Source organism: Marinococcus luteus, from assembly GCF_034497705.1.
Taxonomy (GTDB): domain Bacteria; phylum Bacillota; class Bacilli; order Bacillales; family Marinococcaceae; genus Marinococcus; species Marinococcus luteus_A.
In genome coordinates, this window is the sequence record NZ_JAXRUV010000002.1 from 239,896 (window position 1) to 265,924 (window position 26,029).

24 protein-coding genes are annotated in these 26,029 nt (G+C 51.2%); 18 read left to right on the plus strand and 6 right to left on the minus strand.

The features are described from left to right. Window positions 1–171: 171 nt before the first annotated feature. The 3 genes from Q9M42_RS05295 to Q9M42_RS05305 form a co-directional block, all read right to left on the minus strand. Window positions 172–1,263, minus strand: coding sequence for a copper resistance D family protein (locus Q9M42_RS05295; RefSeq protein ID WP_322525477.1), 1,092 nt, complete (start codon window positions 1,261–1,263; stop codon window positions 172–174). Beyond that, a complete protein-coding gene (locus Q9M42_RS05300) occupies window positions 1,260–1,835 on the minus strand; it encodes a copper resistance CopC family protein (protein ID WP_322525478.1) in 576 nt (191 codons plus the stop codon). The genes Q9M42_RS05295 and Q9M42_RS05300 overlap by 4 nt, the downstream gene beginning before the upstream one ends. A 164-nt stretch (window positions 1,836–1,999) precedes the next feature. Next, window positions 2,000–3,931 carry a BglG family transcription antiterminator gene (locus Q9M42_RS05305; protein WP_322525479.1) on the minus strand — a complete coding sequence of 644 codons (1,932 nt, stop codon included), beginning with the start codon at window positions 3,929–3,931 and terminating at the stop codon, window positions 2,000–2,002. Between the two features lie 222 nt (window positions 3,932–4,153). Here Q9M42_RS05305 and Q9M42_RS05310 point away from each other — a divergent pair, with 222 nt between their 5' ends. From Q9M42_RS05310 to aroA, 8 genes are all read left to right on the plus strand, one after another. Further along, window positions 4,154–4,465: a PTS sugar transporter subunit IIB gene (locus Q9M42_RS05310; RefSeq protein ID WP_322525480.1), complete on the plus strand. Its 312-nt coding sequence runs from the start codon at window positions 4,154–4,156 to the stop codon at window positions 4,463–4,465. Between the two features lie 11 nt (window positions 4,466–4,476). Beyond that, window positions 4,477–5,796, plus strand: coding sequence for a PTS cellobiose transporter subunit IIC (gene celB / locus Q9M42_RS05315; RefSeq protein WP_322525481.1), 1,320 nt, complete (start codon window positions 4,477–4,479; stop codon window positions 5,794–5,796). 21 nt (window positions 5,797–5,817) lie between these two features. Then, entirely contained in the window at window positions 5,818–6,123 is a 306-nt protein-coding gene (locus Q9M42_RS05320) for a PTS lactose/cellobiose transporter subunit IIA (protein ID WP_322525482.1), read from the plus strand. A gap of 93 nt (window positions 6,124–6,216) precedes the next feature. Beyond that, on the plus strand, window positions 6,217–7,611 hold the full coding sequence (locus Q9M42_RS05325; RefSeq protein WP_322525483.1) for a glycoside hydrolase family 1 protein: 1,395 nt from the start codon (window positions 6,217–6,219) through the stop codon (window positions 7,609–7,611). Between the two features lie 73 nt (window positions 7,612–7,684). Beyond that, entirely contained in the window at window positions 7,685–9,013 is a 1,329-nt protein-coding gene (locus Q9M42_RS05330; protein WP_322525484.1) for a 6-phospho-beta-glucosidase, read from the plus strand. 120 nt (window positions 9,014–9,133) lie between these two features. Continuing rightward, window positions 9,134–9,475, plus strand: a complete 342-nt coding sequence (locus tag Q9M42_RS05335; RefSeq protein ID WP_322525485.1) for a YolD-like family protein — start codon at window positions 9,134–9,136, stop codon at window positions 9,473–9,475. Between the two features lie 68 nt (window positions 9,476–9,543). Beyond that, window positions 9,544–9,840 carry a hypothetical protein gene (locus tag Q9M42_RS05340; protein WP_322525486.1) on the plus strand — a complete coding sequence of 99 codons (297 nt, stop codon included), beginning with the start codon at window positions 9,544–9,546 and terminating at the stop codon, window positions 9,838–9,840. A 78-nt stretch (window positions 9,841–9,918) separates the two neighbouring features. Beyond that, window positions 9,919–11,265 carry a 3-phosphoshikimate 1-carboxyvinyltransferase gene (gene aroA / locus Q9M42_RS05345; protein WP_322525487.1) on the plus strand — a complete coding sequence of 449 codons (1,347 nt, stop codon included), beginning with the start codon at window positions 9,919–9,921 and terminating at the stop codon, window positions 11,263–11,265. 45 nt (window positions 11,266–11,310) lie between these two features. Here the strand turns inward: aroA and Q9M42_RS05350 are convergent, their stop codons facing one another. Together Q9M42_RS05350 and Q9M42_RS05355 are read right to left on the minus strand one after the other, a co-directional pair. After that, window positions 11,311–11,640: a four-helix bundle copper-binding protein gene (locus tag Q9M42_RS05350; protein ID WP_322525488.1), complete on the minus strand. Its 330-nt coding sequence runs from the start codon at window positions 11,638–11,640 to the stop codon at window positions 11,311–11,313. 107 nt (window positions 11,641–11,747) lie between these two features. Then, window positions 11,748–12,839 (minus strand): nitric oxide synthase oxygenase, encoded by a 1,092-nt coding sequence (locus Q9M42_RS05355; protein ID WP_322525489.1) that lies wholly within the window; start codon window positions 12,837–12,839, stop codon window positions 11,748–11,750. A 195-nt stretch (window positions 12,840–13,034) separates the two neighbouring features. Here Q9M42_RS05355 and Q9M42_RS05360 point away from each other — a divergent pair, with 195 nt between their 5' ends. Further along, window positions 13,035–14,009, plus strand: a complete 975-nt coding sequence (locus Q9M42_RS05360; RefSeq protein ID WP_322525490.1) for an NAD(P)H-quinone oxidoreductase — start codon at window positions 13,035–13,037, stop codon at window positions 14,007–14,009. A 37-nt stretch (window positions 14,010–14,046) separates the two neighbouring features. Here the strand turns inward: Q9M42_RS05360 and uvsE are convergent, their stop codons facing one another. After that, window positions 14,047–15,006 (minus strand): UV DNA damage repair endonuclease UvsE, encoded by a 960-nt coding sequence (uvsE, locus tag Q9M42_RS05365; protein WP_322525638.1) that lies wholly within the window; start codon window positions 15,004–15,006, stop codon window positions 14,047–14,049. 168 nt (window positions 15,007–15,174) lie between these two features. Between uvsE and Q9M42_RS05370 the strand changes: the two genes are divergently transcribed. The 9 genes from Q9M42_RS05370 (at window position 15,175) to Q9M42_RS05410 (ending at window position 26,024) form a co-directional block, all read left to right on the plus strand. Then, complete coding sequence (locus Q9M42_RS05370; protein WP_322525491.1) at window positions 15,175–16,074, plus strand: ABC transporter ATP-binding protein; 900 nt, start codon at window positions 15,175–15,177, stop codon at window positions 16,072–16,074. Further along, window positions 16,071–17,675 carry an ABC transporter permease gene (locus Q9M42_RS05375; RefSeq protein WP_322525492.1) on the plus strand — a complete coding sequence of 535 codons (1,605 nt, stop codon included), beginning with the start codon at window positions 16,071–16,073 and terminating at the stop codon, window positions 17,673–17,675. Before Q9M42_RS05370 ends, Q9M42_RS05375 begins: the two co-directional genes overlap by 4 nt. Before the next feature lie 27 nt (window positions 17,676–17,702). Next, entirely contained in the window at window positions 17,703–18,311 is a 609-nt protein-coding gene (locus Q9M42_RS05380; RefSeq protein WP_322525493.1) for a TetR/AcrR family transcriptional regulator, read from the plus strand. Window positions 18,312–18,456: 145 nt separating this feature from the next. After that, a complete protein-coding gene (locus tag Q9M42_RS05385) occupies window positions 18,457–20,076 on the plus strand; it encodes a PucR family transcriptional regulator (RefSeq protein WP_322525494.1) in 1,620 nt (539 codons plus the stop codon). A gap of 157 nt (window positions 20,077–20,233) precedes the next feature. Continuing rightward, a complete protein-coding gene (locus Q9M42_RS05390) occupies window positions 20,234–21,544 on the plus strand; it encodes a nucleobase:cation symporter-2 family protein (RefSeq protein WP_322525495.1) in 1,311 nt (436 codons plus the stop codon). 14 nt (window positions 21,545–21,558) lie between these two features. Next, window positions 21,559–23,136: a factor-independent urate hydroxylase gene (pucL, locus tag Q9M42_RS05395; protein ID WP_322525496.1), complete on the plus strand. Its 1,578-nt coding sequence runs from the start codon at window positions 21,559–21,561 to the stop codon at window positions 23,134–23,136. Next, window positions 23,137–23,487, plus strand: a complete 351-nt coding sequence (gene uraH / locus Q9M42_RS05400) for a hydroxyisourate hydrolase (RefSeq protein ID WP_322525497.1) — start codon at window positions 23,137–23,139, stop codon at window positions 23,485–23,487. It abuts the gene before it with no gap. A 27-nt stretch (window positions 23,488–23,514) separates the two neighbouring features. Further along, a complete protein-coding gene (gene allC, locus Q9M42_RS05405; protein ID WP_322525498.1) occupies window positions 23,515–24,756 on the plus strand; it encodes an allantoate deiminase in 1,242 nt (413 codons plus the stop codon). A gap of 14 nt (window positions 24,757–24,770) precedes the next feature. Beyond that, window positions 24,771–26,024 carry a pyridoxal-phosphate-dependent aminotransferase family protein gene (locus tag Q9M42_RS05410; RefSeq protein WP_322525499.1) on the plus strand — a complete coding sequence of 418 codons (1,254 nt, stop codon included), beginning with the start codon at window positions 24,771–24,773 and terminating at the stop codon, window positions 26,022–26,024. Window positions 26,025–26,029 lie beyond the last annotated feature (5 nt).

Consider the following 26,029-nt stretch of genomic DNA (forward strand, 5'->3'; position numbering starts at 1 on the left):
GTTTTACTGCTGATCCTTCAGCTGCATGGATTCGTTAAAATACCGTTTATTTTTCAAATGAAATATAATACCCCCGCCCGTTCATAATTGAAATTATTTCCCGGAAATACTGCTGTGCAAATAAAAAAGCACTCATGAATACTTCCATGAGTGCTTATGCAGCAGTCCTGCTCAGGCAAAATCCAGAATATAAACGAGACCGGTATATGCACTAAGCACAAACATACAGCCGAGAACGAAAACGCTGACCGGCGAGCGTCCGCGATAAAAGCTCTGGACCATCAAGTATAAAAATCCAATGGACAACAGCACGCTTAAAATGGTTATGGGATTCAGCTGCAGCTGAAAGGAAGCACTATCCGTTATAGAAGCAGGATAGAGTACATGAAACAAAAAAGCCGGGTTTTCATAATGCAGACTGCCGCCTGGCTCCTGCTCGGTCATAAAAGCAGTAATCACAAAGATGAGCATGGCGGTCAGGCTTTCCGCCCGCAGCCAGGGACGTGGATTGTAATCCGTGACCTGCTGCAGGCGCCTGCGGATGAATATTCCGTTAAAAAGCGCAAAAATGAGAATAACAATATAAAACAAATGCTTCCATATGAGGGCTTCACCGTATGGAAGAGCCCATGAGCCGATAAATGGGTCTGTCAGCAGCTGTCCCATGATAACGCCGGTAAAGGCTATGATGATGACACACATGACAGCGATCAGTGTGAACCATTCCAGAAAAGAAGCCCATTGTTTATAGGAAACGGCAAACCAGCTTACCATCAAAAGCGTTCCAATCCACAGACTCACGGCAAGCAGATGGAAAAAGTGAAGTGTCCCGCCGATGAGCGGAATCGCATTCGCAGCGTGGCCGGATGCTCCGAGAGCGCCAATCATTCCCATAATAAGAACGAGCCCGACCACGGCAGCAGCGCGCGGCATGCCGGTGGAATGAAAGAAAAGAATAAATATCCCGAGCAGAAAAAAGCTCAGGACAAACAGTGCTACCCAGCTCTGGCCTACTTCGTACTGGAACAATATGCGCTCAAGAGCGCCAAAAAAAGGCATGTCCCTGCCAGAAGCTATCGTGCGGGTGAGCTGGGCGATGGGCACGAAGGATACGACGGGCAGCAGGGCTGCGGCTGCTGCCGGAACGAAAAACGGGATGGAAAGAGCCGGCCGGTGCGTTGCAGGGATAAGCTGAAGCACAAGCGTACCGGCGAGCACAGCAAAAAACAAATACTGCAGAGCATTGCCTGCTGCAAGAATCATGTCCGGCGTTTAAGGCGGAACAGGAATAGGGCCACAATGGCAACTACGAGACCGAGGCCGATCACTCCAATGGTTATGCCGAACCCGGAGCCGGCTTCTTCTTCATTAATGGCGCTTTCGGTTTCACCGTCAGCGTTTTCCTCCGCTCCTTCCGCGTTGTTTTCAGAAGAGGAGGCGTCCTCGGAGGTGGCTGCTTCTTCTTCGGATGTTTCTTCTTCGGCTGCTTCTTCTACAGTAAAGGAAGAGCTGTCCTCCATAATGTGGCCGTCTTCACTGACAATATCAAAAGAGGCTTCGTATTCTCCGGCTTCGAGCGGCTCTTCCATCGTTACGTTCAATTGATCCTCGGGTTCGATGGAAATATCAGCGGTTTCCACGTCATTTCCTTCTGCATCTTTGACCGTAACCCCGTTGTAGTCTTCAATAGGACCGTCAAAATAAAACGTGATGTCTTCCGGTGCTTCTACCGTGGCCCCGTCTTCAGGGTCGGAGCTTTCGAGGTGTGTATGTGCTTCAGCCACTGCAGGCGAAAGCAGGAAGCCTGCGGCTACGCAGGCGATTAAACGGCGCATAGGTTTTTCCTCCTTTTATATGAACGAAAACGTGATTATAAACGTCTTATTCCTTTATAACAAACAATACGTTCGGAAAGGAGGAAAGGATGTGAATAATTTACGAAAATCGTTTTCCAGAAAGAAAAAAAGCAGAGAAGAGTCATTTTCTCTGCTTCATCAAATCAGGAAGAGGCGAGGAGCTGGAGAAACCCTTCAGCAGTTTCTGCTTTTAACAGCCGTTGAATTAATTTCGGCTGTTCAATCACCCGGCCGAGCAGCTCATACATCTCCTGGAGGTCTTCGGTGCTGTCTTTTTTTACATTTAACAGGCAGACAAGCTGCACAGGCCGCTCACCCCAGCGAACAGGTTTATCGAGTGTGCAGAAAGCCAAGAAGGTCTCCTCGGTCTTCGGCGTGACCGGATGAGGAATGGCGACAAGATTGCCGAAGGCAGTCGAGGCCACATTTTCCCGCTCGAGAACAGAATCGAGAAAACCATCATCAATCAAGCGCCGGGCCGCCAGCTCCCGTTCGAAAAACGTGAGTATCTGCCCAGTAGTCGAAAACGGTTGGTGCAAAAAGACGAGGGACTCCCGTAAATACGTGCGGATAGCGGGTTCTTTGGTAATGAAGGCCTCGATGGTTCGCATGTCGGCTTCGCTCAGAATCGTATTTACCTGAAGGACAGGAACAGGCAGGTCGTCGTAAATCGGAACTGAGCTGATAATAACGTCGATATGGTCAAAATTCATGTCCCGAAGCCGGTAGTATTCCGTTGTGCCCATAATATGGAGACGTCTTCCGAACTTTGACTGAAGCCGGTAGTAGAGTAGCTGGGCGCTTCCGCGGCCGGAGGCACAGACGATCAGGCAGCGGGAAGGCATTGTTTCCATTTTACTGCGTTCCAGAGCGGCACCGATATGAAGAGCCAGATAACCAATTTCATTTTCATCAATACGAATATCGTAATGCTCTTCGAGAGCGATGCCGGCGACCACGCCGGCTTCAAAGGCGAGCGGATAGTTGGCCTTAATATCGGCAAGCATCGGATTGCGCACATTCATATTGTAACGGAACCGGCTGATAGCGGGCTGCAGATGAAGCGCAAGGGCGATGATAAGCTCTTGATCGTGCTGGAGCTTCAGATGCAGCTCTTTGTCAATGTGAGCGAGCAGAAAAACCACCATATCATACGTATCGGTATCGAGAGAGTTTTTTACTGCCTCAACAGTGCCTTCTTCGTTGTCAAACAGGCGGGTTCCAAGCAGGTGAAGCGTAATGTAGGCAATCTCTTCTTCGGGGAATGACACCTGCCAGGTCTGGTTGATTTCTTCAACAATGTTTTTGGCTACCTGGTATTCACGCTTTTGCGTCAGTTCATCAAATTCTGCGTGATACATCGATACGTAATACTCGTCCTGAATACGCTGGTAGGCAATAAGAATATGGTTAAATAAATTGTGGAGGGCAATATCGGATAACGAAATATGCTGCATTTTAATCTGCTTTAAAATGATGCTCCAGATGCTTTTTCGTTCTTCTTCGGAAAGGTGGAGAAAAGGCAGCGACTGATCGTAGCGTGGCTGCTCATTTTGCCGGTCGAAAATATATTCAGCGATGCAAAAACGCATGCGCATCTCGCTTCCCTGAAGATGCAGGCCATCATTGGCCGTCCGTTCGAGAGCAATATTATACTCCTTTAAAATCTCCCTTACCTTTTTCAGGTCATTCTGTACCGTGGAACGGCTTACAAACATCTCGTCGGCAAGCTCATCCAGCTTGATGAAGGAACTGGCAAGAAGAAGCCGCTGAATCAGATACGCGACCCGTTCTTCGGGCAGGTTGGGGAGCGCCTGGGAATCAGGGGATGCCGGCTGCAGGTACTCCTTAACATAGGCCCGGAACTTATCATTGTCGAGGATTTTCAGCTGGTATCCCTTTCCTTTAATGGCTTCAATTTCTGCCCCGTGCGATTGAAGCATTGTCTGAAGCCCTTTGATGTCCTCCCGGACGGTCCGGCTCGACACCTGGTGCAAAGACGCCAGGTAGCTTCCAGTCACCGGGACGCCGCTTGCCACCAATTCTCTTAAAATGCTGTTGCTGCGTGTAGTCATATCTCTCCCCCCTTAAGGTAAACACGTATGTAAGCGCTATAAAATTTCATGATCTACAGTGCGCAATTAGGGATACTATAAAAGTAGCACAAAAGAAGCAGGAAGGAAGTGCAAATCATTTCCGCTTCCTAACGGAAGAACATTCTCTATCTGTGAAAGCGCTATTTTATTATATTGAATATATCAACCGCACATCATTTTATTTTAATTGGAGGAATATCAATGAATATTTTATTAGCATGCTCCGCCGGAATGTCGACAAGCCTTCTTGTTTCAAAAATGAAGGAAGCAGCCGAGGAGCAGGGGGTCCAGGCAGAAATATGGGCAGCAGCCCAGGATAAAGCACCGGAAGAAATCAAAAAGGCGGATGTCCTTTTGATTGGCCCGCAGATGCGTTTTATGAAGAAAAAATTTGGCAAGGTCGCCGATGAGCAGGGTATTCCGCTTGATATTATTGATTCCGTCGCTTATGGACGTGTGGATGGAAAAGCTGTACTTGATCACGCCATGAAGCTGTTAAACGAGCAAAAATAGGGGGGAGACATATGAATCGTTTTATGGAGGTATTGGAAAACATTCTGATGCCAATCGCAGAAAAATTGAATAACAACCGTCATCTGACGGCCTTGCGCGACGGGTTTTTGATTGCCCTGCCGTTAATCATTTTTGGCTCCATTTTCGTCGTTATCGCCAATTTTCCTTTTCTCGACCAGCTGATCGGGGAAGACGCATTTGCAGCCTATCAGGCAGCACTTGGGCCGGCTTCGGCATCGACGCTCAGTATTATGGGGCTTTTTGTTATAGTTGGTATAGGGTATAAATTAACAGCCTCTTACGGCGTGGAAGCACTCTACGGCGGTGTCGTTGCTCTGGCTGGTTTTATCATATTAACACCGCAGGTCTTCGAAGACGTTGAGGGAGTTATACCAACTTCCACTCTCGGCGCGGAAGGCATGTTCGTCGGTATATTAACCGCGTTCCTCGCAGCCGAGCTGTACCGCTACTTCGTCCAGAAAAACCTGACGATTAAAATGCCGGCTGGGGTTCCGGACGCGGTCTCGAGATCGTTTAGCGCCTTAATCCCAGTGTCATTGACCTTATCCGTATTTCTCGCTATCCGCGTTTTGTTCAGCTTTACCCCGTTTGAATCTGCCCAGAACTTTATTTATACCGTTTTACAGGAACCGTTAACCGCGCTTGGCAGCGGGCTGCCTGCTACGATCATTGCTGTTCTTATGATTCAGGTGTTCTGGTTTTTCGGCCTGCACGGGCAGATTCTGGTTAACTCCGTGTTTGACCCGATCTGGTATGCGCTGAACGAGCAGAACCTGAGCGCCTTCCAGGCAGGAGAAGAGCTTCCGAACGTTGTAACAAAACAATTTATTGATACATTTATTGTAGGGATGGGCGGCTCCGGGATGACGCTTGCGATCGTGCTCTGGCTTTTCATGCTCGCACGCAGCAAACAGGCGAAGCAGCTCGGCAAAGTCGGCGGGCCTCCAGGATTCTTTAACGTTAACGAACCGATTATTTTCGGTCTGCCGATCATTATGAACCCACTGGTATTAATTCCGTGGCTGGTAGCTCCGGTCGTTATTGCAGTCATAACGTATGTAACGATGTCGATCGGCCTGGTGCCAAAGCCGGCAGGAATCATCGTTCCATGGACCACCCCGATTTTCTTAAGTGGCTTCCTGGCGACCGGGAACGCCTGGCAGGGAGCTGTCCTGCAGCTGTTTAACCTGGCCGTGGTGTTTATCATCTGGTTCCCGTTTCTGCGGATTCTGGACCGTCAGTATGTCCGGAATGAAGTAGAAGGAGAAAAAGAAACGACAAATGCAGACAACAAGCAAAAAAGCGGTTAAATCAGAATAGGAGTGGAGAATATGGAAGCGTTAACAGAAACCGCGTTTCAGATTATATTATACGCTGGCAATGGCAAAGCAAACGCCATGGAAGCGATCCAGGAAGCGAAGGCCGGAAATTTCGACCGCGCAGAAGAACTGATCAAGGAAGCAGGGGAAGAGCTCGGGAAAGCACATTCCTATCAGACAGACCTGCTCACGAAAGAAGCGAGCGGTGAAGACTTTTCCGTGAATGTCATGCTGATTCATTCGCAGGATCACCTGATGACCTCGATGACGGTCAGAGACCTGGCGGAAGAGATCGTGGAAGTGTATCGCACCCGGTAAGTATAAAAAGGGACCCGGCAGAAAGAAAAAACAAGCCGGGCCCTGCTTTTTGTCAAACGTACACAGGCACAACCATTTTAGGAGGTACCATCTATGGCAGAGCAGTTCACGTTTCCAAAAGGATTCTGGTGGGGGGCGGCCACATCCGCCACCCAGATTGAAGGCGCCGCAACTGAAGGCGGCAAAGGGAAAAATATTTGGGATCAATGGTTCGAAGAAGAGCCGAATCGTTTTTTTAACGGGGTGGGCCCTGGCACTACGTCCGATTTCTACCATCAGTACAAGGACGACATCGCCCGGATGAAGGACATTAATTTTAACTCCTTTCGCTTGTCGATCTCTTGGTCCCGGCTGATACCGGACGGCTCCGGGGAAGTGAATCCGGAAGCCGTTGATTTTTACAACAATGTTATCAACGAAATGATTGCGCAGGACGTGGAGCCATTTGTCTGTTTATATCATTTTGATATGCCGATGGCGATGCAGGAGATTGGCGGCTGGGAAAACAGGGAGACGGCGGAACACTTTGGCCGTTATGCCGGCATCTGCTTTGATCTGTTCGGCGACCGGGTAAAAAAATGGTTCACGCACAATGAACCGATTGTTCCGGTGGAGGGCGGCTACATGTATGACTTTCACTATCCTAACGTCGTCGACATGAAGCGGGCGGCCCAGGTGGGCTATCATACGCTTCTGTCCCACGTCTTCGCGGTGAAAGCTTTTCGTGAAAAGGGCCGAGCTGGAGGGGAAATTGGCATTATTTTGAATCTGACACCATCGTACCCACGGAGCAGCCACCCGGCAGATCTGAAGGCTTCCCGGATTGCCGATTTATTTTTCAACCGGAGCTTTCTTGATCCGACGGTGCTCGGGGAGTATCCGCAGGAGCTGATTGACCTGCTTGGGGAGCATGGGGTGCTTCCGGATACCGAGAGCGGGGACAAGACGCTGATTCAGGAAGGAAAAGTCGACCTGCTGGGTGTGAACTACTATCAGCCTCGCCGGGTTAAAGCGAAGGAAAACCTCCCGAATCCAAGTGCTCCAATACTGCCGGAATGGTTTTTCGATCATTACGAAATGCCCGGCCGGAAGATGAATCCGTACCGCGGATGGGAAATTTATCCGAAGGGTGTCTATGACATCATGATGAATCTCCGGGATAACTACGGGAATATTCCGTCGTTCATTTCTGAAAACGGCATGGGGGTCCAGGACGAGGCCCGGTTTATAGAAAATGGCATGATTCAGGATGATTACCGCATTGAGTTCATCCAGGATCATCTCGAATGGCTGCACCGGGCAATCGAAGAAGGCGCTAACGCCAAAGGGTACCATCTCTGGTCGTTTATCGATAACTGGTCGTGGATGAATGCCTACAAAAACCGCTACGGCTATTTTTCCGTCAATATTGATACAGAGGAGCGCACACCGAAAAAAAGTGCCTACTGGATCACTGCCGTCCACAAAAATAACGGATTCGAAAAATAGCATTACGGGACCGTCTGTCTACACGCAGGCGGCCTGGTCTGTATAAAGACACGCAGAAAAAAGGAGCGAGACGATGAAGGAAGGTATTAAGATTGTAACGATCGGCGGGGGCTCGAGCTATACGCCGGAGCTTGTGGAGGGCTTTATTAAAAGACATTACGAACTGCCGGTGAAGGAGCTGTGGCTCGTGGATATTCCGGAAGGAAAAGAAAAGCTGGAGATCGTAGGAAAACTCGCCCAGCGCATGGCAGCTGAAGCAGGTATCGATATGGCAGTGCATCTTTCCTACAGCCGGGAGGAAGCACTGCCGGGGGCGGATTTTGTCACCACCCAGTTTCGGGTCGGCATGCTTGAAGCACGGGCGAAGGACGAGCGGATTCCGCTTTCCTACGGCGTGATCGGCCAGGAAACAAACGGGCCGGGCGGATTGTTTAAAGGACTGCGGACCATTCCGATTATTATTGACATTGTTCATGACATCGAGCGGCTGTGTCCGGACGCGTGGCTTGTAAACTTTACGAATCCGGCCGGTATGGTGACAGAAGCGGTGCTGCGCTATACGAACCATGAACGTATTGTCGGTCTCTGCAATGTGCCGGTAGGAATGCAGATGGGTGTGGCCGAAGCGCTCGGAGTAGATGGCAGCCGTGTCCGTATTGATTTTGCGGGGCTGAATCATATGGTGTACGGGCTGAACATTTACCTCGATGGCCAGGACATAAAGCAGCAGGCGCTTGAAGCGGTGGCAGATCCGGCGAATGTCTCCACCATGAAAAATATCGCAGCGCTCGGATGGGAGCCTGATTTTATCCGGGCTCTGCAGGTGCTGCCCTGCCCTTATCACCGGTATTACTATAAAACAGAGGAAATGCTGGCCGAGGAACTGGAGGCTGCCAAAGAAGCAGGTACCCGGGCCGAAGTCGTCCAGGGGGTGGAGGAGGAGCTGTTTGCCCTCTATGCCGATGAAACGCTCCGGACAAAGCCCGAGCAGCTTGAGCAGCGCGGCGGGGCTTATTACAGCGAAGCGGCCTGCAGCCTGATCAATTCGATATATAATGACACCCGGGACATCCAGCCGGTTAATACGAGAAACCGCGGTGCCATTACAGGGATTCCGGCAGAGTCGGCGGTGGAAATCAGCTCCGTCATTACGAAGGAAGGTCCCAGACCGGTGGCTGTCGGAGAACTGCCGGTGGCAGTCCAGGGGCTTGTGCAGCAGATCAAATCGTTTGAGCGGGTCGCTGCCGAAGCAGCAGTGACGGGAAGCTACCAGACGGCTCTTCTGGCAATGACGATTAATCCTCTCGTCCCGTCCGACACGAAGGCAAAGCACATGCTTGATGATATGCTCGAAGCCCACAGGGAGCATCTGCCCCAGTTTTTCCAGACAGAAAGGGCTTGAAATGATTAAGGTCTCCTAATGCAGGAGGCCTTTTTTGTCAGAAAAAATTTCCATATTTTAAAGATAAACCACAAAAAGAACAAATGTTCGTGTATACTAAAACGAAAGGAGGCGTTACGGATGAAGGAAAACAAATTAACCCCGGGGTCGAATATGCGCTGGGAATCCAGCCGGATGATTCTGCCGGAGCACCGGGAAATGTGGCTGCGTCATCAAAAAGAGGACCGGATGAAGTTCAGGCCTCTCTGGGATGAGCAGCAGCTTGAGGAATTTTCCCATCGCCTTCAGGAGGCGATGGCGGCCGGGTCGGAAGTGACGCTTCACGTGTTTGATCCTTATGCAGAAATCAAAATGACCGGAAAAATTCTGCATCTGGATGCGCTGAACAAAACAATTAAAATAGAGGCAGGTGGAGACGTTCGGCATGTCGGCGTGCAGGATATTATGGATCTGGAAACGTAAACGCACGTTTTTGAAATAGGCGTGAGGGAAAGGAGGACAAGAAAAGAACTCAAAAGGGAGAGGATGAAATGAAGGATAAAAAATTCAGCAGAATTTCTTTAACGTCTTCTTTGGGAGGTCTCGGGCTGATTGCTGTATCGATTATTGTTTCAGCGGTGTTTTCCCTTCCCGACAACAGTCCCTTTGTGCCGTTATTCGGTTCGCTGCTGACGATTGGCATTCTGCTGCTTGCACTCAGCGCATTTATGAGCATGATTGCTTTTTCGCGCCGGGAGCCGGGATGGATGAAGCTGAGCGGCTGGGTTGTTATGGCGGTGCTTCTTCTCTGGTTTATGGTCAGTCCGGCACTTACCGGGGTGGTGTAAGCCTTTGGAAAAACGTTGGTTGCGCGCAGTACTGGTTCATGGTGTAATGTAGAAAAAGATGCAGAGGACGGATGTTTTATGAGTACACCAGATTTTCGGGCCCGCTCGCCGTGGGCATCATTAACGGATGTAGACAAAGTACACGTTTCTCCAGTTGCGCCAGGGTCGATTCAGAGCTCTTTAACAGTGCCCGGGAGTAAAAGCTTTACGAATCGGGCACTGATCATGGCTGCCCTCGCCGAAGGCACGTCCATCCTTTCGGGTATTTTAAAAAGTGATGACTCGTACTGGTGTCTTGGTGCGCTCCGGGCGCTTGGCGTCAAGTCTGAAGTGGAGGGCGATACAGTTACGATCCACGGATGCGGAGGCCGGTGGCCGGAGGAGAACGCAGAGCTTTACATAGGCGCTGCCGGTACTACGGCCCGTTTCCTTCCGGGGCCGCTTGCAGCAGCCGGGAGCGGGGTTTACAAAGTTGAAGCGAGCAAACGGATGAGTGAACGTCCGGTGGAGCCGTTAATGGAAGCCCTGGAAACGCTCGGGGCTGATGTTCATTACATAGGTAAAAAGGGGTTTTACCCGCTTGAAATTCATGCGGGCGGGCTCCCCGGGAAAGAAGTGACCATTTCCGGGAAATTATCGAGTCAGTTTATCAGTGGCCTGCTGCTGACGGGCGCCTATACAGAGGAAGGCCTGCGTATCCGGATTCCGGATTACATTGTGCAGCATGCCTATGTACACATTACGCTCGATTTAATGAATCAGTTCGGGGTACCGGTCACGTACAATGAGGATTTAACCGATATGCAGGTGCCGGCAAAGAGCTTTCAGGGCCGGAGTATGGCGCTTGAAGCAGATGCGTCGACAGCCAGTTATTTTATGGCACTTGCGGCACTCACGGCCGGAACGGTCCGTATAAATAATTTAACGATGGACACCAACCAGCCGGATATAGGAATGGTGGATGTGTTTGAAAAGATGGGCTGCCGTGTGGAAAAAGGTGACACCTACATTGAAGTCACAGGCCCGGAACAGCTTTCGGGCGGGTTCGAGCTCAGCATGAAGGAAATGTCCGATCAGACGCTGACCGTTGCTGCCCTGGCTCCGTTTGCCGATGCGCCGATTACTATCCGGGACGTGGAGCATATTCGTCATCACGAATCAGACCGCATTCACGCAGCGTGTACCGAGCTCCAGAAAATGGGCATCCGTGTGGATGAATACTCGGACGGACTGAAAGTATACCCGGGAACACCGGTCGGGGTGTCGCTTCACTCGTACGATGATCACCGGGTGGCTATGGCCCTTTCGCTGATCGGAGCGAAGGTGCCCGGGATTCATATTGAAGACCCGGGGTGCGTGTCGAAAACGTGCCCGACCTTCTATGATCTGTTTGAAGCAGCCGGCGTACCGGTGAAATTTTCATAAAAAAGAAGCCCTCTCCATTTTTAGGAGGGGGCTTTTGTGCAGAAATTATGATGCAGCAAGCTCCCGGCATGCTTTTTCACAGCGGTAGCAGGCATCGGCGCAGTCTTTGCAGTGCTGGTGATCATGCTTGGAACATTCATCTCCGCATGCCTTGCAGGCCTCTGCACACAGCTGAGCGGTCTCTTTCATCAATGGACTGTTAGACTGGATTGCTTTAGCCGTCATAGCGCAAATATCTGCACATTCGCGGTCAAGGCGTATACATTCGGCCATCATTTTCACGTCGTCTTCTTGCAGGCAGTCGTTAAAGCACTGATTGCACTGCTTCATACATTCGATGCAGGCTTCGAGGCATTCCTTTTGGGTAGAATTCATATTCATCATCCTTTCTAATATTTGGTGCTGGTATAGGGGTTCCCGGAAGGGGTATTTATTCAAACGTAAAATATGTAGAAGCAGATGAAGCCTGCTTCTTGGTATCATTATTTGTAAGGGTGCTGCTGGTAAAAGAAATTAGGCGTGTGCATGATATTGCGGTAGGAGCTGTGGAAAATATGAGTAGAGGCCGGCGATACCGGAGGGATCAGCCATGTCCAGTCTCCGGTTACTTCCCGGCCTGCTTTTTGCTCCTGCTGCTCAAACCGTCTGAACTGCGAGGCGGCCGTGTGATGATCCACCATGCTGACGCCTGCTTTTTTATACGAATGAAGCACAGCGCGGTTCAGCTCGACAAGCGCCCGGTCCTTCCATAAACTTCCCGCGTACGTCCGGTCGATGCCAAGTACGTCTGCAACCCGTGGCAGCATATCGTAGCGGTCCTCGTCTGCGAGGTTCCGGGCGCCGATTTCCGTTTCCATGTACCAGCCGTTAAACGGCGCGGCCGTATACGTGATGCCGCCGATCTCCATTTTCATATCCGAAACAATGGGGACAGCGTACCATTTTAAATCGAGAGTGGCGAAAGCATCGCTATCCGGGTGGGTAATCGGTACTTCGAGTACTTCTTCGGCTGTCAGCGGAAACCACTGGGGATCGCCTTCGTTTACCTGAACGACCAGGGGAAGAAGATCAAACGATGTTTCTTCGCCCTTCCATCCCAGAGATTCACAGTAATTTGTAAAGGCCGCAGACTGCGGGTCGCCAATGATTTCCCCGTCCCGTTCGTAGCCGGCGTAGCGGATCAGCTGATAGTTCCATATGCGCATCCGCTCCTGCCCGTTTTTGACCGAAGGAAATACGGAGATAGTCGGAATGATTTTTCCGCCGTTTTCTGCGTAACGGATATGGCGGCGGAGCGCTTCAGCCGCCTGTTCCCCGGTATGCGCGTCCCGACAGTCAATAACCTGCAGGCTTTTCCAGAAAAACCTACCGATGCAGCGGTTGCTGTTGCGCCAGGAAACCTTCGCTCCGAATGCCATCTCCTCAAACGTATGCTCATAATGCCCGGAAGCTTCAATCTCCTGCTCCACGTTTTCCCAGCGCGCCTGAAAAATTTCCGCCGGCTGGTCTGTTTCCCGGTAATACTGCTCTAAAAATGCGTATGCGTCCTGTTTTAATACTTGTATATTAGTCATTATTTGTCTGCACCTCAGCTTTTGCCTTTTTTCCAGTATAAAGGTATTAGCTGCTATTATCGAAAAATCAATCTTGCAAAAGCTATTTCCCGGGTAATAAACAGCTGTGACGATGGCAGATAAATGTACGAGTTGACACGTGCTTTAAGGAAGCGAATACTGGAAACGAAAGATAAAGGGAAGCGAGTGATAGCAATGAAAGCAGTAATTACCACAGAAACCGGCGGACCGGAGGTACTGCAAATTCAGGATCGTGAGGCTCCAAAGCCGGAGATGGATGAGGTGCTGATCAGGGTAAAAGCAGCAGCCGTGAACCGGACCGACATTTTAAACCGGGAGGGCAAGGCCGGATATATCGAAAACCCGGTGCTCGGCATTGAAGTGGCTGGTGTGGTGGAAGAAGCAGGTATTGAGAACCCGTTTTCACCGGGGGACCGGGTGATGGGGCTTGTGAATGGCGGCGGCTACGCAGAATACGCCGTCATGCGGGCCGACCGGGTGATGCGGATACCCGATGCGTTCACATATGCCCAGGCAGCAGCCGTGCCGGAGGTATTCTTAACGGCCTACCAGACGCTTTATTGGATCGGGCACCTGAACCAGCATGAATCCGTTCTGATCCATGCCGGGGGAAGCGGTGTAGGCACGGCGGCCATTCAGCTTGCAAGCCAGCTTTCGTCGGCCCGCATCTTTACTACCGCCGGATCAGCGGAAAAGCTGGAATTTACTCAAAAGCTCGGCGCAGAAGTACGCATCAACTATAAAGAGCAGAATTTTGAGGAAGAGGTACTTGCGGCTACCGATAATAAAGGTGTAAATGTGATTTTGGATTTTGTCGGGGCCTCCTACTGGGAACAGAACCTGAAAAGCATTCAAACCGATGGGCGCTGGGTTTTAATTGGCGTGCTTGGCGGGGCGAACGTGCCGAATGTGAACCTGATGAAGCTGCTGATGAAGCGCGTGCAGCTGACCGGTACGCTTCTTACACCGCGGAGCGATGAGTATAAAGCCGAGCTGAGCAGGGATTTTGTGAAGCACGCAATGCCGCATCTTGAAGACGGCTCCATCCGTCCTATCGTAGACACAGTTTTTTCATTTGAACAGGTTGCAGATGCGCACCGTCATATGCAGGACAATAAAAACATCGGAAAAATCATATTGGAATGGTAGAAAAGAGCCTGGCTTCAGGCTCTTTTTTTATGGCTGCTCATTTCCACTGGAGCTCTGCACCGCCGGTCCGGGTCACGTTCCGTCGCGAAGCGAGGTCTTCGACGAGCTGCAGAAGTGCGTAGTCCTTCTGCTTTGCTTCAATCATGCCATCAATGGGCTCGCCGATTTGCTTTAAGGCTTGAAGAAACGGAAGATTGAACTCCGGATCCACGTAGTCGGCATGGCTGCGGAAGGCCTCGGATGATTTCGGTGAGGAAAGATGGATTTTCGGTCGGCTATCGGTATGTGCCCACGTATCGATAAAACGTGGCAGCAGCTCCTCCAGACGTTCCTCCCCGGAATGGTTGGCCTCGAAGTGATGATAATCAAACATCATTGGAATTTTTTCCTGTTCACAGACAGCGAGCACGTCGCCTGCTGTGTACGTTTTATCATCATTTTCCAGTGTCATCCGTGCCTTGATTTTTTCGGGCAGCTGCTGAAGGTTTTTGTGAAACCGTGCCACCGCTGCATTTTTATCCCCGTAGGCTCCTCCGACATGCAGGTTGATCCATGCCCATTGTTCAAGTCCCATGGCTTCAAGCATATGGTAATGATACTCCATGTCCTGCACGGCATTGGCGGTGACATTCGGCTTGTCGCTTGTAAATAACGTAAACTGGTTCGGGTGAAAGCTCGGGCGGATATTGTTTTTCCGCACGAGTCTGCCGATTTCCCTGTATAAATCCGCAAAAGGCGTTATGTAATCCCATGCGGCGTCGTCATGAGTGGCGAGCGGCGCAAGCGAGGAAGAAAAACGGTACAGGGGAATGTCGTGGGCGATATTGTAATGAAGCATCCGGATCGTATGCTCCAGATTCAAACGGGTGACCTCGTGCAGCTTATCCTCGCGGCTGTCCTGGTCCATTTTCTGCCAACGCGTTAGTGTCATTGTTTTGCCCGGAGAAGCATTCCAGAGAGCGAGAGCCTGGGATACGTATCCGAGTCGTAAAGTCATCATACATACTGCCTCCAATTTCAGATCTTTGTTACACATACCCAAAAAGCTGCAAACGTAGTCTTCAGGGGCAGTGGCAGAGAAAATAAATCGTGACTTAATTGAACGAATATTGTAAAATAGTTTAAACGATAATAATAAAAAAGTTCAATTTAAGGGGGTGCAGACGTGAATGAACTGGTGAAATTAGAGGGTGTGTCAAAATATTTTGGAAAGCATGCGGCGCTTGAGCATGTGGATTTGATGATCCACCAGGGAGAAACGGTAGGGTTTCTCGGTCCGAACGGATCCGGAAAGTCTACAACGATCCGGGTGATGCTCGGTCTGCTGAAAAAAAGCGGCGGTGAAGTGAAGCTGTTTGGCAAAGATGCGTGGACTGAGGCAGTAGATATTCATAAACGGGTGGCTTACGTACCGGGTGATGTGAACGTCTGGCCGAATTTAACCGGCGGCCAGGTGATTGATGTTCTTGGGAAGCTGCATGGTGATTTTAATGAAGAGAAACGCCAGCAGCTGATTGAACGTTTTCAGCTCGATCCGAGAAAAAAAAGCAAAACGTATTCGAAGGGAAACCGGCAGAAGCTGGCACTCATTACGGCGTTCGCCTCGGAGGCGGATCTGTATATTTTTGACGAACCGACTTCGGGTCTGGATCCGTTAATGGCTTCCATCTTCCGGGAGTGCGTGCGGGAGCTGCAGCAGGAAGGAAAGGCTGTGCTTCTTTCGAGCCACATACTGGCAGAGGTGGAGGAGCTGTGTGACCGGGTGAGCATCATTAAAGAAGGAAAAATTATTGAATCCGGAACGCTTGAGGAGCTTCGGCATTTAACCCGTATTTCCATTACGGCAGAAACGAAGCAGACGGTCGCTTCTTTAGCGGAACGGAGTGACGTTCACCAGTGGAAGGCAGACGAGTCGAAGGTGCACTTTTATGTGGATGCAAAAGGACTGGCACCGGTCATGCAGGAACTCGCGGCAGCGGAGGTGGTTTCACTGGAATCCAGGCCGCCGACGCTCGAAGAAATTTTTCTTCGCCATTATGAATCGAAGGCAGGGGAAGCAGGATGAACACGTCCATGTTCACAGGAACGGGCAGGCTGTTTTGGGTCATGCTCCGGAAAGAAAGAGTGCGGCTGCCCATTTGGATCGCTTCGATTTCAGTGCTGTTTCTGCTCAGTATTCTGAGCTTTCCGGAAACGTATCCGACGCAGGAAGACCGGCAGGGAAGGGCTCTGCTTCTGGAAAGTCCGGCGCTCCGGGCGATGGCAGGACCCGGCTATGGGCTTGAAAACTATACGTTCGGAGCGATGATTACGAATGAGATGTTTTTATACGTGGCGGTCGCTGCTGCGTTTATGAGCATCTTCATGATCGTTCGCAATACAAGAGCAGAAGAGGAAAGCGGACTATCGGAGCTTGTGAAAGCAGGAGTTGTCGGCCGGGTTAGTATGTCCACAGCTGCTTTTTTGCTGATGGTGCTCGCGAATCTTTTCGTCGCCATCATTATTATTGTCGGCATGCCCTATACGATAGAGGGGCTCAGCTGGGCAGGGGCCTTGGTCTTTGGACTCGGGGTCGCCGGCGTCGGGATCATGTTTGGCGCCATCAGCCTGTTGATGGCTCAGGTGAGCGAAAGCGCCGGAGCGGCATCCGGCATCAGCTCTGCGCTGCTTGGCCTGGCATTTTTATTCCGGGCCGTCGGCGATGTGGCTGCCGTGGATGTATGGCGGTGGCTGTCTCCGATTGGATGGGGCCAGGCGATGCGCGCCTTTGTGGATGAGCGCTGGTGGCCGCTCGGTCTGTTTGCCGGGGGTATTATACTACTCGCCGTGGCAGCTATTTATGTAGACTACCGCCGGGATGACGGGGCCGGGGTGCTGAGGGTTCAGGGCGGTAAAGCCCGGGCCGGCAGCAGTTTGACTCACCTGCTTGGTCTGCAGAGCTTTTTATTTCGATGGGTTTTTCTGAGCTGGGCAGCGGGCGCGGCCCTGTACGGTATGGCGATGGGAGCCATCAGTGAAGAAGCTGCGGACTTTTTTGCGGATAATCCAATCGGGGAAGATTTTCTCGTACAGGCCGAAGGAGCCACGCTTGCAGAATCGTTATTTGCCACGTATATGGCCTTTCTTGCCATGCTCGCGGCTGGCTATGCGCTGCAGGTGATGACCAAAATGATCCGGGAGGAAAAGAGCGGCCGGGGAGAGATTTTGCTGGTACAGTCTGTACCGCGTCCGCGGTGGATGCTTGATTATCTCCTGATTTCCTGCGTGGGAAGCTTCATGCTGCTTGTGATCAGCGGCATCGGCGCCGGAGCGCTTTACGGCTACTACACGGACAGCGTGGAAGGGGCATGGAAGGTGTTTTTCTCTGCCATCGCACAGACGCCGGCTGTCTGGGTGTTTATTGGGTTGGCGGCTTTATTAATGGGCCTGTGGCCCAGGGCGATGTCGCTCGTCTGGCTTGTGTATACGGCGTTTACCCTGATCGGGCTTATTGGGCCGCTGCTTCAGCTGCCAGACTGGGTGAGTGACATTTCACCATACGCGCAGATTCCGGGCGTGCCTGCAGAGGAATGGACAGGCTGGTCGACAGTTATTCTTCTGGCAGTATTTGCCGCTTTTACAGCAATCGGAATGTATACGATTAGAAAAAGAGACTTAATCCTTTAAAGTAAGGATAGAAATGGGGAAGCAGCAGTGGCGCACAATAAAAAACGACGAACAACAAGAAAAAAGAAAGATCTGGTCGAAACTGCGCACCGCCTGTTTCTGCAGGAAGGGATAAAAGCGGTCACCATCGAACAGCTGTGCGCGGAAGCAAGTGCAAGCAAGGCCACATTTTATAAATACTTTACAGACAAAGAAGGCATTTTAAGCGAAATGCTCGACGGCGTGATGCAGGAGTCCAAAGAAAAAATGGAAGAACTGATCGGGCAAAGCAGAAAGCATGGGATGACCGAAGAAATGCTTTTGAAAATATTTGATATGAAGGAATACGAATCATTTTTTCAATCAAGCTTTCTCACAGAATTAATGCAGGATTATCCGCATGTACTGGCCGATTACAGCAGCCGGGGCGAAAAGATAGTCATGCCGGTATTCCGGGAGCTGGTGGAGCTGGCAAAGACGCAGGGAATACTCCGGGAAAATATTAATATTGATTTTTTCATGTCGTATGCCATCTCGCTCCGGCAGATGGTGGCCTTCCGGATTCAGCAGGGGGAGGACGTGCCGGGGGGCATGACGCTTGAAGAATACCAGACGCATTTTTATGATTTGTTTTTGTACGGTATCGTTAAAAGATAATCAAAAAGGCTGCCGGGGACGGTGGCTTTTTTGCGGTAGCTGGGATTTCCCCTGGCGGGTGGAGGGCGTTTTCTGCTACAGTAAAAGTTAAATTAACCAATCGTTTCAGAAATGATTGGATATGTATCACAAGGAGGCAGAAACGGTGAACATAGGAGAAACGCTGCAGCGCCCGGTTTGGAAAGATGCAACACTGCTTGCCGGAAAAGACGGGGACATCCGGGAAATCCGGCAGGTGAACATGATGGATGCGCCGGATATTGTTGATTATCTGCAGGAGGATGATCTGCTGGTAACGACCGGCTATCATTATAAAGATCGTCCTGAGGAATTGAGTATACTCATCGAGCGGATGGACGCTGTAGGATGTGCCGGCATTGGGCTGAAAATCGGGCGTTTTCTCCAGGAGGTTCCGGAGAACGTTCTCGAAAAAGCAGACGAGCTGCAGTTTCCTATTATTGCCCTCCCGGAAGATATCGGTCTTGGAGCAATGGTCAACGATATGCTCAACGACATGCTTTCGGTACGGACAAGAGAGCTGCGCGAAGCGTTAAACATCCACCAGCGGCTGACCGATCATGTAATGCATGGAAAAGGCCTGACAGCGCTCCTTGAAGAAGTGTGCGACTACATCGGCTTTCCGGTTCTGCTGCTGGATGCCTATGACCGTCCGATCTATGCAGGCGAAGGAATGGAGAAAGCGCAGGGAGTACTTGAAGCGCACCGTAGGGCAAAACGGGATTTATTTTTAAGCGGCAGTACATACAGCAGCTTCTGCGTGTGGGAAACAGGGCAGACGTACACATTGTTTCCGGTACGGACGCATGAAACACGCAGCGGGTGTCTCGTAATTGGCGGCGAAATTCTGATTTATGACAACGGGCTCGTGCTGATCATCGACCAGGCTGTGAACGTGATCGGATTCGAACGAATGAAGCAGAGTGCCATCGCTCAATATGAACGAAGAGCCCGTGACGAATTTTTTCAAAATTTCATTAACGGAGGCTATTCGTCCGATGAAGAAGCGCGAAACCGGGCGGAGGAGATGGGGCTGCCAAATAACCGTAATTACGGCTGCGCCGTCGGTATGCTTGACCCCGAGCCCCGCCTTCCGGTCACCTATACCCAGCAGCAGCGGGAAATGGACCACATGTATGAATACATTGAAGGCGAGTTGGACAAATGGCGTTCCCCGGCCTGGTTTTTTAAAAAAGAGCGGCAGTGTATTATTTTGTGGGAAGCGGAGCAGCTGCATGCAGACGCTGATGAAGATTCAGTGGAAGCCCTGCGGCAGCTGCAGGAGGGGATTCGCCTGTTTTTTGACCGCTCGATATCCTTTGGCCTCGGAAATGCGGCGAGGACGTTTCTTGACACCCCGGCTTCCTACAAAGAGGCGGAAAACACCCTTTACAACAGCCAGCTCACCGGTGAGCGCGGCTTCATCCGCTCCTATTATACAAAGGATATCGCCCAGCTTCTCCGGCTGCTGCCCACCGAAGAGCTGGCCTCGTTCAGCCACTCAGTCCTGCAGGAACTAACGGAGGGGGGCCAGGAGGACCAGGGGCTTGTGCAGACGTTATCCGTCTACCTGGAGTCGCACTGCCATGTGGCTGATACGGCAAAACGGCTTTACATTCACCGCAATACGGTGCTCTACCGCCTGGAAAAATGCGAGGAGCGCTTAGGGGTTTCCCTGAAAAATCCCGAAACGACGATGCGGCTGCGCCTGGCGCTGCGGGTGCAGAACGTCCTTTCCTCGGAATGATGTAAGATAATCTGCGCAGAGCCCTTCGCTTTCTTAAGAATTATAGATAAAGTAGCTAAAATATTTTGATAAATTTATATAGAATATCTAATGAAACGAGTCCGGGCCTCCTATAAGATGAATAGTAAGGTAATAATAAAAGGAGGAACACCTAATCATGGCTAACGGAACCAACGGGCTTCGGACTTTTTCATTGGGACTTCAGCACGTACTTGCAATGTACGCCGGAGCGATACTCGTTCCGCTTATCGTAGGACGCGCGCTGGAGCTTTCAGCAGAACAGCTGGCATACTTAGTGGCAATTGACCTGCTTTCCTGCGGTGTGGCAACTCTGCTGCAGCTGTGGAGAGGAAAACATATCGGCATCGGACTACCTGTCATGCTTGGGGTATCATTTGTAGCAGTGACACCGATGATCAGTATTGGCACCAATTACGGCATAACAGCTATTTACGGTTCGATTCTTGTGGCGGGACTGTTTGTTGTTATCTTTGCCAGATTTTTTGGAAAATTACAAAAGCTGTTCCCGCCGATTGTGCGAGGCACTGTCGTAACGATTATCGGGCTGTCGCTTATTCCTACTGGTATTAAAAACATGGCCGGCGGAGAAGGAAGCGAAAATTTCGGTTCTCTTTTCAATCTGCTTTTATCTGTCGGCGTACTTGCCGTAATAATCCTTCTATTCCGGATGTTCACCGGGTTTATGAGGTCGCTCGCTGTTCTGATCGGTATTGCCGGCGGCACGATAGCCGCAGCAGTGATGGGACAGGTCTCCTTCGGAGAAGTGATGGAAGCCTCGTGGTTCCAGTTTCCACAGCCGCTGTACTTCGGCATGCCAACATTTGAAATTGGGCCGATTATCACGATGGTTATCGTGTGCAGTGTGATCGTCGTTGAAACGACAGGGGCCTACTACGCAGTTGCCCGTATTACGGATCGTGAACTAAACGAAGACGATCTGGTCCGAGGCTACCGTTCCGAAGGGCTCGCAGTCATTATCGGCGGCTTGTTCAACGCTTTTCCCTACAGTACATTTGCCCAGAATGTAGGTCTGCTCGAGCTGTCAAAGGTAAAAACGAGAAACGTTATTTTCTCTGCAGCTATGACCCTGATCGTCCTGGGACTGATTCCAAAGGTTGCTGCCCTGGTGGTCATAATTCCAACGCCGGTGCTTGGCGGAGCGACTGTCGTCATGTTTGGAATGGTCGTCGTGGCGGGTCTGCAGATGCTTCGCGAGGTCGATTTTAATGAACAGTCGAACCAGCTGGTGGTGGCCTGCTCCGTATCTCTTGCGCTGGGCGCCACAGTAGTGCCCGAGCTGTTTTCAAGCCTTCCGGAAGGGCTTGCCATCATCTTCGGAGACGGTATTATCACTGGTAGTTTAGCCGCAATTTTCATCAATCTCCTATTTAACACACGGTGGAAGGGGGAACATGTATATAATGGAGAAAAACAAAGCAAAGCTTGAAGGAGGAGTAGTGCATGCTGACTATTGAACAAGTAAACCAATTATCCCGCCGGGAATTTATCGACACTTTCGGAGGGGTGTATGAAAATTCTCCGTGGGTGGCAGAGGCAGTTGAACCGGTGAGGCCGATGGAATCTGTTGAAGATCTGCATCAGCGGATGGCAGGCGTAGTTATGACATCCGGGGAAGAGAACCGGCGCGCGTTGATCCAGGCGCATCCTTCTCTCGGGGAAAAGAAGCCGATGAGCGGGGCATCCACTGCCGAACAGGAAAGTGCTGGTTTAACGGAGATGGAAGAAGAGCAGCAGGAAGAGCTGCGTATTTGGAACGAGCGTTACCAGGACAAATTTGGCATGCCGTTTATTATGGCGGTAAGAGGAAAGACGGCAGAGGATATTTTACAGGCAGTACAAACACGTATGGACCATACCCAGGAGGAGGAAGAGCGCCAGGCTCTCCGGGAAATTCACCGCATAGCTTTTCTGCGGCTTGAGGCCATCATTGAAGAGGAGCAGCCGGAAACGGGGGCTGCATCAAACGAAAGTGTGGAAACAGACAATAGTGCCGCAGGCGGAGAGCATGAAGCTTCTGCAGCACTCGCGGCAGAGCCGGCCCGCATGTCCCAGACAGTGACAAGGACAAGCAGTAAAAAACGGAGAACAATGAGCTATGGCAAAGGCGATGTGTTTGCCTACCGAACCTTTTCCATTCCATTTACAGATATTACGCCAATACCGGAGTCTCCGTACGAGGGCACCAATAATACGATCTTTGGTTTGAATGTGTCCGTTAATATTACCGGGGAAGCCTTTCTGCCGAGCTTCACCGAAGGCGACAACAGTATGGTGGTGGCAACAGACTCCATGAAAAACTTTATCCAGCGCCATCTGGGAAGCTATGAAGGTGCGACGGTGGAAGGGTTCCTTGCTTATGTCGGGGAAGCGTTTCTCGAAAAATATGATCATGTTGAAACCGCGGAAGTATACGCTGATCATCTTCCTTTTGAAAAAGTGAATGTAGACGATACAGGATACAAAAGCGGTGTAGTTTTTAAAAAATCTCATAACGAAAAACCTGCAGCGATGGTAAAAGTAGGACGGACTTCATACGGGGCTCCGCAAATTATTGAGCAGGAGAGCTACGTAAAGGACGTCCAGCTCGTGAAGGTAGTGGACAATTCATTTGTCGGCTTTATCCGGGATGAATACACGACGCTGCCGGAGGACTCCAACCGCCCGTTGTTTATTTATTTAAATATCGGCTGGACATATGAAACGCCACATACTGCCTTCGGACAGGGCGGGGAAGGCTACGTAGCTGCTGAGCAGGTGAAGGATATTGCAGCTGCCGTTTTCCATGAAACACAGACGGCCTCGATTCAACAGCTGATCTATTATATCGGCCGCCGGGTGCTTGAGCGGTTCCCGCAGCTTCAGGAAGTCTCGTTCGAGTCGCAGAACCATACGTGGGATACTGTTGTCGAAGATATTCCGGGAAGCGACGGCAAAGTATACACAGAGCCGCGCCGTCCATACGGCTTCCAGCGCTTTGCGGTACACCGCGAAGATCTGGATCCTGAAGGAGAAGTATAAATGGGACTCACAACACATGTGCTTGATCTGGCTTCCGGCCATCCAGGCGAAGGTATAGCTTTAACGCTGTACCGTCTGGATGGCAGCCGGAAAATTAAAGAATCAGAACGGGTCACCAATGCAGATGGACGGGTGGATGAACCGCTGCTGCAGGCAGATGATATTCAAACAGCTGCGTACGAGGTGGAATTTCAAACAGGGGAGTATCTCCGGCAGAAGGGATGGACAAAGGAGGAACCGCATTTTCTAGAAACGGTGGCCCTCCGCGTCACGCTTTCGGCGGAAGAAACGTCCTATCACCTTCCGCTGCTGTTATCCCCCTACGGCTATCAAACGTACCGGGGAAGCTGATTAAAAGCCAGGCAAAGGAGGGACCGTATGGCTGTTCATTCTTCAAACATAATTCAGGACCAAATCGATCAGCTGCTGGAGTGGCTTGCCGGCTTTGGAAAAACAGAAGACGGCGGTGTGACGAGGCTTTTATATGATAAATCGTGGCAGCAGGCGCAGGAAGCAATAAAGGAGAAAATGGGGGCAATGGGTCTTGAAGCCCGGTATGATGCCGTCGGAAATGTATTCGGACGCTTTGAAGGGACAGAAAAAACGGACAAGGTCGTTATGACAGGCTCTCACATTGACTCTGTCGTAAATGGCGGTATATATGACGGTGCTTATGGAGTGGCTGCTGCAATGCTTGCCGTAGAAAGGCTGAAGCAGACTTACGGGCGGCCGAAGCAGAGCATTGAAATCGTATCATTCTGTGAGGAAGAGGGAAGTCGTTTTCCGGTCACGTTCTGGGGCTCGGGCCATATTACCGGAAGGCTGTCAGAGGGTGAAACAGAGACCCTGAAGGATACAGACGGTATCTCTATCGGCCAGGCGATGCGGGCATGCGAATTTGAAGCTGCGGCATCGCTTCCGCTCAAGCGTGATGACATTGACTCCTTCATCGAGCTTCATGTGGAGCAGGGAGGCACATTGAAAAAGACGAATGCTTCTGTTGGTGTGGTGTCAGATATTGTCGGACAGCGCAGATATCACATTACCGTGGAGGGAGAAAGCAATCACGCCGGAACCACTCCCATGCCTGAACGCAAGGATGCGGTGGTGTTATCCAGTGAGCTGATTACAAATATCACCGCGATGGCCAGGCGGAAGGACGAAAGCATGGTGGCCACAGTGGGCAAAATGGAAATTACGCCAAACGTACCGAACGTGATCGCGTCTAAGGTCGTTTTCAGCCTGGATGTCCGTCATCACAGCAAAGCGCTGCTCGAAGAATTCGAGCAGGAGCTCGAAAATCTGTACGCTGCGCAGGCTGCACAGTGCGACATGAGCGTTTCTTCAAATTGCTGGATGGAGGTAGAGCCGGTGCCAATGAGCAGAGATGTATATGAAACGATGCACAAAGCTGCTGAAAGCCTGCATATTTCATCGCAGCTGATGATCAGCGGAGCCGGGCACGACGCCCAGGTCATGGGCAGCTATTATCCGACTGCACTGTTGTTTGTGCCAAGCGAAGCCGGTGTGAGCCATTCCCCGAAGGAATACACCAAGTCCAGCGACTTGGAACAGGGAGTCAAAGTGCTTGAAGAAACACTGTTTCGTTTAGCGTATTAGAAAGGAGAGTAAATATGGGCTATCATCAGGAAATCCAGCCGCCGCTCCGCACGATCATGACACCGGGCCCGGTGGAGGCGGATCCCCGGGTGCTCCGTGCCATGAGCACGCCGGTAGTCGGACAGTTTGATCCGGCCTTTACGAGTATTATGAATGAAACGATGGAGCTTCTTCGCCACATCTTTCAAACTGAAAATGAATGGGCCTTTCCGGTGGACGGGACCTCCCGTTCAGGTATTGAAGCAGTGCTTGCGAGTACGATTCACCCGGGGGACCGGGTGCTCGTGCCTATTTACGGTCGGTTCGGGTATCTTTTAACCGAGATCGCCGAACGGTACGGCGCAGAGATCCACACGCTAGAAAAGGAATGGGGGACGGTCTTTTCCCCGGAAGAAGTCATCGAGGAAATGGACCGTGTGAAGCCGGATATTGTTGCGATGGTGCACGGCGAAACGTCGACCGGCTGCATTCAGCCGCTTAAAGAAATCGGGCACGCCTGCCGGGCACGCGGGATCTACATTGTAGTGGATGCGGTGGCGACGATCGGCGGCGTGCCGGTCAAAACAGATGAATGGTGTCTTGATGCGGTCATCGGCGGGACGCAGAAATGCTTCAGCGTCCCCTCCGGGATGGCACCGCTTACGTACAATGAGCGCCTCGAGCGCCGCTTTCAGGATCGGAAAAAAGTGGAGCGGGGAATTACGACTGAAGCAGACAAGCAGCCGGAGGCACCGATGATCCGGAGTAATTACTTTGATCTCAGCCAGCTGCAGGACTACTGGGGTCCACGCCGCTTGAATCATCATACCGAAGCGACGTCGATGGTTTATGCGCTTCATGAAGGTTCGAGACTGATCGTCAACGAAGGGCTTGAAGCCCGTTTTGCCCGGCACCGCTACCATGAGGAAGCGCTGACATCCGGTTTAAAGGCAATGGGCCTGTCGCTGTTTGTTGAAGGCGAACCGAAGCTGCCGGTTGTCACCTGCATTAACGTCCCAGAGGGCATTGACGCAGATGAGGTCCGCAAAATGCTGCTTGAACAGTTCGGGATTGAAATCGCGTCCTCTTTCGGACCACTGCACGGCAAAATCTGGCGCATCGGTTCCATGGGCTACAGCTGCCGGAAGGAAAATGTGCTGGCCGTGCTCGGAGCGCTGGAATCAGTGCTTTTATACGCCGGGGCCCAGGTGAATCCCGGAACTGCCCAGCAGGCAGCCCTGTCCTTTTATATGCAGGAAAAAGATACAAAAGCCACGGCTGAAGTATAGGAGGA

Bases quoted from the DNA above. Each gene is read 5' to 3' on its own strand.
- Q9M42_RS05295 (WP_322525477.1), bottom strand. From the start codon at position 1,263: ATGATTCTTGCAGCAGGCAATGCTCTGCAGTATTTGTTTTTTGCTGTG.
- Q9M42_RS05300 (WP_322525478.1), bottom strand. From the start codon at position 1,835: ATGCGCCGTTTAATCGCCTGCGTAGCCGCAGGCTTCCTGCTTTCGCCT.
- Q9M42_RS05305 (WP_322525479.1), bottom strand. From the start codon at position 3,931: ATGACTACACGCAGCAACAGCATTTTAAGAGAATTGGTGGCAAGCGGC.
- Q9M42_RS05310 (WP_322525480.1), top strand. From the start codon at position 4,154: ATGAATATTTTATTAGCATGCTCCGCCGGAATGTCGACAAGCCTTCTT.
- celB (WP_322525481.1), top strand. From the start codon at position 4,477: ATGAATCGTTTTATGGAGGTATTGGAAAACATTCTGATGCCAATCGCA.
- Q9M42_RS05320 (WP_322525482.1), top strand. From the start codon at position 5,818: ATGGAAGCGTTAACAGAAACCGCGTTTCAGATTATATTATACGCTGGC.
- Q9M42_RS05325 (WP_322525483.1), top strand. From the start codon at position 6,217: ATGGCAGAGCAGTTCACGTTTCCAAAAGGATTCTGGTGGGGGGCGGCC.
- Q9M42_RS05330 (WP_322525484.1), top strand. From the start codon at position 7,685: ATGAAGGAAGGTATTAAGATTGTAACGATCGGCGGGGGCTCGAGCTAT.
- Q9M42_RS05335 (WP_322525485.1), top strand. From the start codon at position 9,134: ATGAAGGAAAACAAATTAACCCCGGGGTCGAATATGCGCTGGGAATCC.
- Q9M42_RS05340 (WP_322525486.1), top strand. From the start codon at position 9,544: ATGAAGGATAAAAAATTCAGCAGAATTTCTTTAACGTCTTCTTTGGGA.
- aroA (WP_322525487.1), top strand. From the start codon at position 9,919: ATGAGTACACCAGATTTTCGGGCCCGCTCGCCGTGGGCATCATTAACG.
- Q9M42_RS05350 (WP_322525488.1), bottom strand. From the start codon at position 11,640: ATGAATTCTACCCAAAAGGAATGCCTCGAAGCCTGCATCGAATGTATG.
- Q9M42_RS05355 (WP_322525489.1), bottom strand. From the start codon at position 12,839: ATGACTAATATACAAGTATTAAAACAGGACGCATACGCATTTTTAGAG.
- Q9M42_RS05360 (WP_322525490.1), top strand. From the start codon at position 13,035: ATGAAAGCAGTAATTACCACAGAAACCGGCGGACCGGAGGTACTGCAA.
- uvsE (WP_322525638.1), bottom strand. From the start codon at position 15,006: ATGACTTTACGACTCGGATACGTATCCCAGGCTCTCGCTCTCTGGAAT.
- Q9M42_RS05375 (WP_322525492.1), top strand. From the start codon at position 16,071: ATGAACACGTCCATGTTCACAGGAACGGGCAGGCTGTTTTGGGTCATG.
- Q9M42_RS05390 (WP_322525495.1), top strand. From the start codon at position 20,234: ATGGCTAACGGAACCAACGGGCTTCGGACTTTTTCATTGGGACTTCAG.
- pucL (WP_322525496.1), top strand. From the start codon at position 21,559: ATGCTGACTATTGAACAAGTAAACCAATTATCCCGCCGGGAATTTATC.
- uraH (WP_322525497.1), top strand. From the start codon at position 23,137: ATGGGACTCACAACACATGTGCTTGATCTGGCTTCCGGCCATCCAGGC.
- allC (WP_322525498.1), top strand. From the start codon at position 23,515: ATGGCTGTTCATTCTTCAAACATAATTCAGGACCAAATCGATCAGCTG.
- Q9M42_RS05410 (WP_322525499.1), top strand. From the start codon at position 24,771: ATGGGCTATCATCAGGAAATCCAGCCGCCGCTCCGCACGATCATGACA.